Annotated in this window: 9 protein-coding genes; 7 read left to right on the top strand and 2 right to left on the bottom strand. The window is 66.4% G+C overall.

All coding sequences use genetic code 11. From position 1 onward, the window contains the following. Positions 1-216: 216 nt before the first annotated feature. From CH292_RS04395 to CH292_RS04370, 6 genes are all read left to right on the top strand, one after another. Complete coding sequence (locus CH292_RS04395) at positions 217-3,018, top strand: AAA family ATPase (RefSeq protein WP_094628353.1); 2,802 nt, start codon at positions 217-219, stop codon at positions 3,016-3,018. A gap of 118 nt (positions 3,019-3,136) precedes the next feature. After that, the gene (gene mdo, locus CH292_RS04390) at positions 3,137-4,408 is read left to right on the top strand and encodes an NDMA-dependent methanol dehydrogenase (RefSeq protein WP_019663709.1); all 1,272 of its coding nucleotides are present in this window, start codon (positions 3,137-3,139) and stop codon (positions 4,406-4,408) included. A gap of 18 nt (positions 4,409-4,426) precedes the next feature. After that, complete coding sequence (locus tag CH292_RS04385) at positions 4,427-5,494, top strand: MoxR family ATPase (RefSeq protein ID WP_020111876.1); 1,068 nt, start codon at positions 4,427-4,429, stop codon at positions 5,492-5,494. Beyond that, positions 5,491-7,029, top strand: a complete 1,539-nt coding sequence (locus CH292_RS04380) for a VWA domain-containing protein (protein WP_094654052.1) — start codon at positions 5,491-5,493, stop codon at positions 7,027-7,029. The genes CH292_RS04385 and CH292_RS04380 overlap by 4 nt, the downstream gene beginning before the upstream one ends. A gap of 53 nt (positions 7,030-7,082) precedes the next feature. Further along, positions 7,083-7,916 carry an NmrA/HSCARG family protein gene (locus CH292_RS04375; RefSeq protein WP_094654056.1) on the top strand — a complete coding sequence of 278 codons (834 nt, stop codon included), beginning with the start codon at positions 7,083-7,085 and terminating at the stop codon, positions 7,914-7,916. Positions 7,917-7,957: 41 nt separating this feature from the next. After that, positions 7,958-9,574 carry an MFS transporter gene (locus CH292_RS04370; protein WP_256977914.1) on the top strand — a complete coding sequence of 539 codons (1,617 nt, stop codon included), beginning with the start codon at positions 7,958-7,960 and terminating at the stop codon, positions 9,572-9,574. Here CH292_RS04370 and CH292_RS04365 read toward each other — a convergent pair. Together CH292_RS04365 and CH292_RS04360 are read right to left on the bottom strand one after the other, a co-directional pair. After that, positions 9,541-10,425, bottom strand: coding sequence for a DUF5996 family protein (locus tag CH292_RS04365; protein ID WP_094654058.1), 885 nt, complete (start codon positions 10,423-10,425; stop codon positions 9,541-9,543). The genes CH292_RS04370 and CH292_RS04365 overlap by 34 nt on opposite strands. A gap of 69 nt (positions 10,426-10,494) precedes the next feature. Next, positions 10,495-11,754 (bottom strand): NADH:flavin oxidoreductase/NADH oxidase family protein, encoded by a 1,260-nt coding sequence (locus tag CH292_RS04360; protein ID WP_094628355.1) that lies wholly within the window; start codon positions 11,752-11,754, stop codon positions 10,495-10,497. A 90-nt stretch (positions 11,755-11,844) separates the two neighbouring features. Between CH292_RS04360 and CH292_RS04355 the strand changes: the two genes are divergently transcribed. Next, positions 11,845-12,420 (top strand): TetR/AcrR family transcriptional regulator, encoded by a 576-nt coding sequence (locus CH292_RS04355; RefSeq protein ID WP_026347543.1) that lies wholly within the window; start codon positions 11,845-11,847, stop codon positions 12,418-12,420. Positions 12,421-12,457: the final 37 nt, after the last annotated feature.

The raw sequence follows: 12,457 nt of genomic DNA, 5'->3' as shown, positions 1-12,457 counted from the left end.
CCCTCATCTCACCGGCAACTCGCCGAACACTGCGTCCAACAACACAACCCGCCCTGAACAGCAGAAATAGCGCCCACACAAACCTCAGGAGCGCCACATCTATTCGAACACAACGGGTATGCGCCGCCGTGGGTGGCTATGCGAACGTCGTACGACAGGCGCGGCGGTGTCACAATGTGAACGACAGATTGTTGCTACAACTACGGGCGGTGCTCGATGACTGCGGAACACCCGCTCGCCGGGGCGCTGGTCGGGCGAGACGCGCTGGCTGCGTCGATCACTCGCATGGTGACGGATCCCGGCGCGGGTGATCGGATGTTCTGGCTGCTGGGGGAGGCCGGGATCGGGAAGAGCACTCTTCTCCGGCATGCGCGTGCCGTCGCCGAGGACGCCGGTGTTCGAGTGCTGCAGGCGTCGGGCGTGGACGCCGAGACGCAGCAGATGTTCTCCGGACTTCAGCAGTTGTTGTGGCCGGTCATGGCGTTCGTCGACCGTCTACCCGAGGCGGTTCGAACCCCACTCGACGAGATGCTGGGCCGTGCGCCGTTGCCCGCGATGGTCGACATGTACGCCTGCAGGCACGCGGTACTCCACCTCCTGGAAGTGCTCGCCGAGGAGTCACCCCTCGTTTTGCTTCTCGACGACGCGCACCTCCTCGACCGGGATTCGCTCGACATCGTCGTGTACGCGGTCAGGCGGGTGGCCGGGCCGATGACCACATTGTGCAGTGCGCGGGGGCACCGGATTCCCGACGGCGTCGATCCCGGTGTCGCGGCAGCCGAGGTTCCGAACCTCACCGACGCCGAGTCGGCTGCGCTGTTGGACCGTCAGCCCACGACGCCGTCTCGCTCCGCGCGGCTCGAGATCATCCGTCAGGCCGAGGGAAATCCTCTCGCGATCATCGAGTTCAGCCGTGCCGTCGTCCGGTCGGGCGTCGACCTGTCGGCCGGTACCAGCGACGACCGGGTTCGTCGGGTGCAGTCGCTGTTCTCCCTTCGGATCGCCGATCTGACACCGCCGACGCGAAAGTTGTTGCTCTACGCGGCGTCCGGATCCGGATACGAATCCTTGGACGTCATCACCGCGGCTGCAGGGTTCGGCAGTGATCTGTCGGTGTGGAGGGAAGCGGAACACTCCGGTCTCGTCGTGATCGACGGCCGCGCCGTACATTTCACGCACCCACTGGTGCGCGCCGCAGCCTATTCCGGTTGCAGTGTGGATCAGCGCCGCGCCGCACACGAGGATTTCGCGGCTCGACTGGTCGACGATCCGCCGTGCCGGGCGTGGCACCGTGCTGCGGCAGCGGACGGCCTGGACGAATCGGTGGCCGCGGAACTGGAAGGCGCCGCCGAGCTGTCCCACCGCCGAGGTGGATTCTTCGAGGTGGCACGTGCGTTGGAACGGGCTGCGCAGATCTCTCCGGCCCCGGACAAAGCGGCATTGCGATACGCCAGTGCCGCGCACGCCGCCTACATGGCGGGCGATCCGCAGTGGGGACTGTCGTTGGCCGCTCAGGTTCGCCGAGCAACGGTCTCGCCCGAGATTCGCAGTGCCGCAGCGCTTCCGACCGCGTCGATTCTGTTGCAGACCGCCAAACCGGACGAAGCGTTCGACGTGGTGCGCCGCACGTTCGCGGAGTACACGCCGACGGACGAAAGTCTGGTCCTGGCGCTGCTGTTCACCGCACTCGGTGCTGCACATTTCAGCGGTGGCGAGTGGCGCAGAACAGCGCTGGCCCGTCTCGCCGAGGCGATTCCCGCACCGAGCGCCCCTGGTGAGCTTTCCTCGGAAGGACGCGACCTTCTGTCCCCGATGCCGGACGCGGCGAAAGAAGCAGTGCGGCAGCTGATTGCCGAGTACTCGACGAGCACCCTCGGAGCGGAGGCCCACGAAACCCTGGACGAGACCTCGTCGATCGCGGCGAAGATCTCGTATCTGCTGGCGGAAGGGACGAGAGCGTACCTCAGCGAGAACAGTGTCGACGCCCTGTCCTACTTCGGACGCGGCATCGAATCTCTGCGTGAAGTAGGAAGTCTCGGTGCCGGCGCGATGGGAATGGCTGCGTTCCTCGGTGCCCTGATCGACACCGGCCGGTGGAGCGAGGTGGACAAAGCTGCCGACGAGGCGTCCGAGGTGGCGGCAGTGGGCAGGATGGCACTCGTCGACGCCAACGTGGAAATCCACCGCGGAACGATCGAATCGCACCGCGGCAACCTGGACGTCGCGAAAGGACACCTCGCGCGGGCGGCGACGCTGTTCGAGCCGAGGGCGAACGGTGCGCTGACGGTCGATCTGACGCGGGCCCGTTCGTTCCTCGCCTGTGTGAACGGTGATTTCGCAGGCGCGTACGAGCGTTTGCGCAGTGTGTTCGAGGACGACGGCACACCGGTGCACAGTATTCAATCGGTGCTGGGAATCGCGGACCTGGCGTGGGCGGGTGCCCGAAGCGGGCAGCAGGCGTCGGCCAGGCGGTTCGTGACGGCCATCGGGCGTGCGATCGGGTCGAAGCCACCGGCAAGAATCAGGTTGCTCCGGCACTTGGCCGCCGCGCTGGTGAGCGAAACCACTCGCGGTGCCGAACGTCATTACCGGACGGCAGTTCTCGATCCGGACGGTCATCGGTGGCCGGTCGAGCGTGCACGCGCTCAGCTCCACTACGGGGAATGGCTGCGCCGCAACCGCCGTCCGACCGAGGCCAGGCCGCACCTGGCAGCGGCGTTGGATACTTTCGAGTCCGTCGGCGCGCGGACGTTCGCGGACATCGCCCGGGCGGAACTGCGGGCAGCCGGGGGATCTCGCGGATCGACGCCGACGGCGACGGACGGGTGGGCGTCACTGACGGCTCAGGAACAGCACATCGCGACTCTCGCCGCGGAAGGGTTGACGAACCGTCAGATCGGCGAGCAGCTGCACCTGTCACCACGGACGATCGGCTCGCACCTCTATCACGTGTATCCGAAGCTCGGAGTCAGCAAGCGTCACGAACTGCGGGGGATGATCGACCGGGCAGCACCGTGACCTGACCGATCGGGTAGTTCGGTTCAGCGGACGGGTGGTTCGGGGTGAAATCCCTTGTCGCCGATCACGTCGAACCCTCAGAGTGAGCGTAGTCACACCGACTCACCAGGAGGATCCGATGGCAATCGAGCTCAACCAGATCTGGGATTTCCCGATCAAGGAATTCCACCCCTTCCCACGCGCACTTCTCGGAGTGGGCGCACACGACATCATCGGCGTCGAGGCGAAGAACCTCGGATTCAAGCGCTCGTTGCTCGTCACCACCGGCCTCCGCGGTTCGGGGATCATCGAGGAACTCATCGGCAAGATCGAGTACCAGGGTGTCGAGGTCGTCCTGTACGACAAGGTCGAGTCGAACCCCAAGGACTACAACGTCATGGACGCTGCTGCCCTCTACCAGAAGGAGAAGTGCGACAGCATCATCTCCGTCGGTGGTGGCTCGAGCCACGACGCAGCCAAGGGCGCTCGCATCGTGATCGCTCACGACGGACGCAACATCAACGAGTTCGAGGGCTTCGCCAAATCCACCAACAAGGAGAACCCTCCTCACATTGCGGTATCCACCACCGCCGGAACCGGTTCGGAGACGTCCTGGGCGTACGTGATCACCGACACGTCGGACATGGACAACCCGCACAAGTGGGTCGCGTTCGACGAGGCATCGATCGTCACCGTCGCCATCGACGATCCGCTGCTGTACTACACCTGCCCGCAGCACTTCACCGCCTACTGCGGGTTCGACGTGTTGGCCCACGGCAGTGAGCCTTTCGTCTCCCGGTTGGACTTCGCGCCGTCTCTCGGCAACGCTCTGTACTCGGTGGAGCTCGTGGCCAAGAACCTCCGCGAGGCCGTGTACGAACCGCGCAACCTGAAGGCCCGCGAGGGAATGATGAACGCGCAGTACATCGCCGGACAGGCGTTCAACTCCGGTGGTCTGGGCATCGTGCACTCCATCTCGCACGCGGTCAGTGCCTACTTCGACTCGCACCACGGCCTGAACAACGCCATCGCTCTGCCCCGCGTGTGGGAGTACAACCTGCCCTCGCGGTACGAGCGTTACGCACAGATGGCAGGCGCTCTCGGCGTGGACACCCGCAACCTGACGACGGTGCAGGCGGCCGACGCTGCCGTGGAAGCCGCGATTCGCCTCGCGAAAGACGTCGGCATTCCCGACAACTTCGGTGAGGTCAACACCAGGCTCTACGACAAGAACCGCATGAACACCGGCAAGTACACCGGACGCGGCGAGGTCATCCCCGGCGACGAGAAGACGGTGCTCAAGATTTCCGAGCACATCCAGGGAGACTGGTGCACCCCGGGCAACCCCCGCGAGGTCACCGTCGACTCCATGATCCCCGTCGTCGATCACGCCATCAACAAGGCTTACTGAGCGCAGGAGAGAACCACCATGACATCGGCCGGCCTGGAGGCATGCAGTGAACCGATCTTCTCGACCAGCGCGGACACCGTCCGTGACGGTCTTCGCGAAACGGGATACATCTCGGGTGACGATCTCGCCGTCGTAGTCCATCTCGCGATCGCCCTGGACCGACCACTGCTGCTCGAAGGGCCGGCCGGTGTCGGCAAGACCGAACTGGCCAAGGCGCTCGCCGTCGCAGGCGGGCGCAGGCTGGTGCGGTTGCAGTGCTACGAGGGACTGGACGACAATCGCGCCCTCTACGAATGGGACTACGCCAAACAGCTTCTGCACGTACAGATGCTCCGCGATCGCATCGGCTCCGAACTCGCGGCGGTCGAGAGCACCGCGGAAGCGTCGCAAATACTGGCGGACACGGATTTCGGGCTGTACTCCGAGAAGTTCCTTGCGGTGCGGCCACTCCTCGACGCCATCCTGTCCGAGGAACCCGTCGTACTTCTCATCGACGAGGTCGACCGGACCGAGGAGTCCATGGAGGCGATGCTCCTCGAGATCCTCGCCGAGAAGCAGATCACCATCCCGGAGGTCGGAACCTTCGCGGCGAGGACCGACCCGTGGGTCATCCTCACCTCCAACGACACTCGCGAACTGTCCGCCGCGTTGAAACGTCGCTGCCTGCACTTCTCCGTCGGCTACCCGACGCCCGAACGGGAACGTGAGATCGTGTCCTCCCGGGCCCCCGAAGTGGAGGACGCCACCGTCGCCGACGTCGTCGAACTCGCCAGGTCCCTGAGGGAACTCCCGCTGCGCAAGAGTCCATCGGTCTCCGAGGTCATCGATGCAGCCCGCGCCGCGATGATCCTGAAGGATCACGACACCGAACGCACGCGAGAGATCCTGCTGGCAGCTCTTCTCAAGTACGGAAGCGACGTCGAGCTGGTTCGTGGTCGAGCGCAGACACCGGAACCCGAGACAGCCGACGAGCCGCGCACGAGCGTCGCCTCCCGGCCGCCCAACACCACCACCGCGGCCTTCCGAGGTACCGGCGGCCGCGACCCGCGCTCGACCGGCAGTGGGTTCGGAATCAGAAAGAAGTGAGTGCCGTGTCCGGTCTCGCTCCTCGAAGTACACCGGCGTACGTACTCGACGTCGTCGCGGCGGTGTTCGGCCGCCTGCTGCGTCGGCACGGCGTGTCGGCGTCGCCCGCCGAAGTGATCGAAGTGCGACGGGTTCTCGGTCTCGTCGGTGCCGGTGACCTGAGGACCCTCGAGTCCGCGTTGCGTGCGACGTGCGCCAAGTACAGTTACGAGCAGGACGGATTCGACGCCGCCTTCGACCGGCTGTTCCACCCCCGGCCGGTTGCCGTTCTGGACGAGCATCGGCCGACGCGTGATTCGGGTGCCGACGGGGCGCCTACTACCCTCGAGATCTCGAACGACGACAAGGACACCGGCCGCTACGCGGACTACAACGAGAATGCAGCCGAAGTCGGTGACTTCTTCGACACTCCCGAGGCGGACAAAGGATTCAACCCGCACAAGGACGACGACGACCTGTCCATCACCGGTGCGGACTCCAACCTGGCCGTCGACACCGAGAACGACAGCGGCAGAAGGGGCGTGTCGTTCACCGTGGACGTCGACCGCGCCGACTCCGCGACCGTCGGCGACCTGTCGTCGGCGCAGGCGATGATCTCGCAGGGGACGCTGACATGGGACGACCCGGAGGGCATTCTCCGTTGGCTCGACGCCTACGACCCCCACTCGCTCTACGGTGACCAGGGTGACGGAGAACCGTTGACCGCGGCGCAACTCGAGAAGTTGGTCGACGCGGTGGAAGCGTTCGTCGACGCGATCTCCGGCCAGGATCGCGCCGGTACCTCACGCGATACGGCGACGGCGTCCGACTCGCCCGATTCCGACATCCCGTCGCGCGCCGACGTGAACGATGCATGCCGAGAAGTGCTGCGCCGCATGCGCGGTACACCGCGGCCTCGGCCGCGCGAAGCCACGAACGGGCGACTGAACATGCGTCGGACGGTCCGGGCAAGCATGAGAACCGACGGGGTTCCTTTCCATCTGATGGTGGAAAAGCCTGTGCCGGAACGGGTTCGACTCCTCGTTCTCGCCGACGTCTCGTTGTCGGTACGCCCGATCACCGCGTTCACTCTGCGGCTCGCGCAGGCGATGCGGCATCGGACCAGCAGGTGCACGGTCCTCGCCTTCGTGGACAACCCGGTCGACGTGACGGACCTGCTGGCGCGCAGTACCGGTGACGACGCGCTCGCATCGGTTCTGGCAGCACCCGAGCTGGATCTGGAGGCGAGCAGCGATTACGGACGCACGCTCGAGGAACTGCTGACGACGCACGGCTCCAAGGTCACCTCGCGCACCTCGGTCCTGATCGTCGGCGACGGCCGGTGCAACGGTCTGCCACCGCGGGTGGACAAATTGGAGGAACTGGCCAGGAAGGTGCATCGCCTGGCCTGGGTGACACCCGAGCACGAGCGGTACTGGTCGCAGGCCTCGTGCGCCATGAGCGAGTACGCCGAGGTGTGCAACGGCGTCGTGACGGCCAGGGATGCGCGTCAGTTGATCGAGAGAGCGCCCGATTTGGGTAATGCTCTGCGCTGAGTTCAGTCGCACGACTGATGACCGAACTGCACGGGCACGGCAGTGTGACGAGTATGAGCAAGCCTTGTGCAGTCGTGGGAGCAACCGGAGGTCAGGGAGGGGCTGTCGTGGACGCCCTTCTGGAACGGGGCATTCCGGTCCGAGCTCTGGTACGGCGAGTGTCCGCCCGCACCGACGTACTCCAGCAGCGGGGTGTGGAGATCAGGAAAGCGGACATCACCGATCGGTCCGCGACAACCGACGCGTTCACCGGTGTGGCCGGCGTGTTCGCGATGACCACTCCGTTCGAGGACGGACCGGAGGCGGAGATCGCCCAGGGGCAGGCACTCGTCGACGCACTGGTGGCCGCGAACGTTCCCCACGTCGTGTTCTCGTCCGTTGCCGACGCGGATCGATCCACGGGAATACCGCACTTCGAGACGAAGGCCAGGACGGAAGCGATTCTGCGAGCGTCCACCGTGCCGTTCACCATCGTCGGCCCCACCTACTTCTACGACAACATGCTCGGCGGCATCGAGGACGTTCGACGTGGACGACTCGACCTACCGCTACCGGTGGACACCCCGTTGCAGCAGATGTCCCGCCGCGATCTCGGTCGATTCGTCGCGCTCGTGTTGTCCGATCCGTCCCGATTCCTCGGCGCCCGAATCGATCTGGCATCCGACGATCCGACCCCCGCCCAGATGGCCGCTGCGCTCGGGGCGGCCCTCGGCACCACCGTCACCGCGCACTCGTACGACGCCGCCGCGATCTCGTCGCCGGACATGCGCGCGATGTTCCAGTTCCTGACCGATACCGGGTACGACGCGAACATCGACGGTCTGCGCCGCAAGTACCCGGAGATCGGGTGGCAGAGGTTCACGGACTGGTTGGCGGAACTGGGGTGACTGGGGCGACTGGGGCAACTGGGGCGACTGGGGAGACGGCCGTGTCCGCACCCGAGAGTTCCGCGTGGGCGCCGCTGCGAAATTCTCTGTATCGCATGCTGTTTCTCGCTCAGCTCGTGTCCAACATCGGCGGTTGGATGCAGACCGTCGGGGCGCAGTGGTTCCTCGTCGAACGGAGCGCGTCTACGACGGTGATCGCCTCGGTGCAGACCGCGAGCCTCGGCCCGACGTTGCTGCTGGCGCTGTTCGCGGGAGTCCTCGCCGACGCACTGGATCGTCGGATCCTGCTTCTCGTGATCGGCGTCGCGTCGAGTGTCACGGCCGGGGTTCTCACGGTCCTGGCCTGGACGGACGCGCTGACGCCGATCGGTCTGCTGGCGTCGACCTTCGTCCTCGGGTGTTGGACGTCGCTGTCGGCTCCGGCGTGGCAGGCGATCCAGCCTGAATTGGTTCCGCGGGATCAGATTCCAGCCGCGTCCGCACTGGGAAGTGTCACCGTGAATGCAGCTCGCGCCATCGGTCCGGCTGTCGCAGGCGTTCTCGTCGCGTTCGCCGGGCCGACGTTCGTCTTCGGTCTCAACGCGCTGTCGTTCCTGGCCGTCGTCGGAGCGCTGCTCGGGTGGAAGCGTCCCCGCACGGACACGTCCGGCCGGGAGCGACTCGGAGAGTCACTGCTGACCGGCCTTCGGTACGTCCGCTCCGGCCCGATAATCCGACGGATCATCGTCCGCTCGGCACTGTTCGCCTTTCCCGCGTCGTCTCTGTGGGCGCTCCTTCCGTCCATCGCGGCGTCCGTTCTGGACCTGGGCGCAATGGGATACGGCGCACTGCTCGGCGTGCTGGGCGTCGGGGCGGTGGCAGGCGTCGCCCTGACACCTGCGCTGCGAGCCCGGTGGTCCGCCAACACCCTTCTCGTCGTGTCGGCTCTGGCGTACGGCGCGGGAACCGCCGCCCTCGTGTGGTTGCCGATGTGGGTGGTGATCCCGGGTCTCGTGCTGGCCGGTATCGCGTGGATCACGACGCTGACCGCACTGAACGCGGCCATCCAGCTGTCGGTCGCGCATTGGGTCCGCGCTCGGGCGATGTCGGTCTATCTGTTGGTGTTCATGGGATCGCAGGCCGCCGGATCCCTGGTCTGGGGGTGGGTGGCGTCGACCATCGGTCTCGTCGACGCCGCGCTGGTGGCGACGGCACTGCTCGTGATCGTCGCCGCCAGCGTGGCCCTGCTGCCGCTGCTGCCGGACACCGGAACCCTCGATCGGACGGTGTCCAGCGCCTGGCCGACACCGACGGTGGTGTTCGAACCGGAACCGGACGACGGACCAGTGCAGATCACGGTGTCCTACACGGTCGAGGACTCCGAACGGGACGCGTTCACCGCAGCCATGGCAGGAGTCGGGCGTTCACGTCGACGCACCGGAGCGTACTCCTGGCGCTTGTATCGCAGCCTCGACAACCCGGAGCTGATTCTCGAAGAGTTCCGCGTGCCGTCGTGGTCGCAGTACCGACGCCAGCGCGACGAACGCTGGACCGGCTCCGACCACGAGGTCATCGCGGCGGCGCTCACCCACGTTCTCGGCGGAGCACCGGCAGGCGAAACCCACGCGGTCTGCCTTTCACCCCGTCACCAACCGGCGGTCTCCACGGCAGCGCGATGAGTCTGCTCGAGGAACCGGCGCACCGTGGCCGCGGGGTCGTCCGACTGGCGAACGAGGTGGTACGGCAGGACGTACTCCCCGAGTGCGGAGTCCCAGTGCGTCGGCGCCTCGACGGCAGGGTGGGTGTCGTACCCGTCGGGATGGGGATAGGCGTAGGCGTAGAAGACGCCTTCCTCCGCCCCACCCGGCCAGTACCCGGCGCTGGAGACCTCGTCGCTGTACGCCTCGTGCATCACCCAGTCCGGGCAGTTGGGGATACCGCCGGGATGAGTGGGCGCTGGTCGGCCGGAGAATCGCGTGACCGCCAGGTCGAACGCACCCCAGAAGAAATGAACTGGGCTCGACTTGCCGCGGAAATCGGCCCGGAACGCGGAGAACACCGAGTGCGCGCTGACGAGCGAACGCCAGAACGCCGACACCGTCTCCGCGTCGTAGGAACCGTGCACGGTGTCCTCGGCGAACGGCGTCGCGTCGGGCAACTCCACCGGCGTTCCGACGATGTCGACGTCGATGCTCAACGCGTCGAGGTGCGCGGTGTACTCGGAGTAGAAGTCCGCGACGGTGCGCGGTTCCAGCTTCATGCGGCGCGTGCGGCCGTCGGTGACCTCGAAGATCAGGTCGTGAGCGAGGAAGTCGAACCTGATCTCGAGCCCTCGATCGCCGACGGGCATCAGCGACGTCGTCAGGCCGCGGGCGTCGACGTACAGGGGCACACCCCACCAATGATTGACGGCCGGGCCGAGCGCCATCCGCGTCTTACCGACGATCTGGGTCCAGAGCTGAACGGTGTCGCGGGTCTCGATCCACGAGTCCACCGGGAGTGACGGCCATGCGTCGTATTCGGGTTGCATGGCCATATCGTCCTGCACTTCGACGCGACAAACATCAGTACGTCGACTGACTACTCGCGATTCACCCCGCTACCGGCTTCCGCTGCGCCTGCTGCGGAAGGCGTCGAGCCCGTTGCGCTGCAGAGTCCGCACCGCGGTGCGCCACACGGATCGGTTCGGATCCGGTTCGGATCCTGCGCCGATCAGGTGCAGCTGGTCGGTGTGCCATTGCAGGTCCAGGGCGCCGTCGAGTGGTTTGGCGTACTTGCGCGGCAACCCGAGGCCGATTGCCGGCGACACAACGCTGTCGGCGCCGTCTCGGAGCAGCGCGTTGCCTGCGTCGGGTGTGACAGCGGCGGGCCGCCCGAGACCGACGACGTCGCATTCTCCCGACGCCACGGCAGCGCCCATCGCCGACCGCGTGCGGAAACCGCCGGTGACCGCAAGTGGAACGTCGCCCGCGGCAGCGCGGACCTCGCGAGCGTAATCCAGGAAATACGCCTCACGCCGACGCGTACTCTCGGCCACCGACCGGCCCATCATCGCGGGCGACTCGTAGGTTCCACCGCTGATCTCGATCAGATCGATGTGTTCGACGGCCAGATGTTCGACGACGAGACGTGACTCTTCCTCACCGAATCCGCCCCGCTGGAAGTCCGCCGAGTTGAGCTTGATGCCGACGGCGAAGCCGGGGGACACGGCTGTGCGGATGGCGCGGACCACCTCGAGTACGAACCGCATGCGGTTGTCGAGACTGCCACCCCATCGGTCGTCACGTCGGTTGGCCGACGGTGAGAGGAACTGCGAGACGAGGTAGCCGTGTGCCCCGTGGATCTGGACGCCGTCGAATCCGGCGGACTCGGCGACGAGTGCTGCGGTCGCGAATCGCTCGACGATGCCCCGAATCTCGTACTCCGTCATGGCGCGCGGCGCCGGGATACCGGGGATGCCGGGGGCGATCGCCGACGGGGCGATCGGCTTGGACCGGGTTGCCATCGGATTGGCCTGGCGGCCGGGGTGATTGAGTTGCATCCAGATCGGGGAGCCGCCGTCGCGGGCGGACTTGGCCCACCGGGTCAGGCCGTCGAGGTCGCGGTCGTCCTCGATCACCACGTTCCCGGGTTCACCGATGTGGTGACGGTCGACCATGACGTTGCCGGTGAGAACGAGACCGTAACCGCCCGCGCCCCAGCGCGTGTACAGGCGTTCGAGGCGAACGTCGGGGCTGTGGGTCCTGGTGCCGAGGCCCTCGCTCAACGCGGCTTTCATGAGGCGGTTCGGCAGCACCTGGCCGCACGCCAACGTCAGCGGTGCCGCGAGCGTGGTGACAGGATCGACCTCGGTGGTCATGGTGGCCTCTCGTCGTCGACGTTATGCTGTGGTGCATACCCGACGTCACCGTATGTGTGACGATCGGTAACGTCAAGAGGGGTAGGTCGCGTGAGTCGGAGTACAGCCCGCGAGGACATGTTGCGCAGCGCGGCCTTGCTGTTCAGGGAACGCGGCGTCGAGGCAACGTCGCTCGCGGACGTCATCGAGCATGCAGGCGCGCCCCGCGGGTCCATCTACCACCACTTCCCCCGGGGAAAGCCGCAGCTGGTCGAGGAGGCGACGCGGACCGCGGGTGCGCTGATGGGGTCGATGATCTCGCGTGGCCTCGCGGCCGAGGGGCCCGCCGCGACGCTCAGAGCCATCATCGGCGGCTTCCGGCAGCAGTTGGAGGCCACCGACTACACCGCCGGATGTCCGGTGGCGCCGGCTGCCCTGGAGGGGATGAACTCTCCCGCAGCCCTCGTCGCCGCAGGCGAGTCGTTCACGTCCTGGGAGGACACGATAGCCGCGTCGCTGTGGCAGCGCGGTCTGTCGCAGGAGCGTTCGCGCGGTCTCGCCACGATGGCGATCGCGTCGTTCGAGGGTGCCTTGATCATCGCGAAAGCCCAGCGCAGCACCGCTGCACTGGACCGGGTCGAGGTCGAACTTCTCGCCTGGCTGGAGGCTGCGCTCGACGCGTCCTGACGCCGACACTGTTGCTATTACTCCGAGTTACAGTTAC

Source organism: Rhodococcus sp. 14-2470-1a (assembly GCF_002259425.1).
Lineage (GTDB): Bacteria > Actinomycetota > Actinomycetes > Mycobacteriales > Mycobacteriaceae > Rhodococcoides > Rhodococcoides fascians_E.
This window is presented reverse-complemented; position numbering and strand designations above follow the sequence as displayed.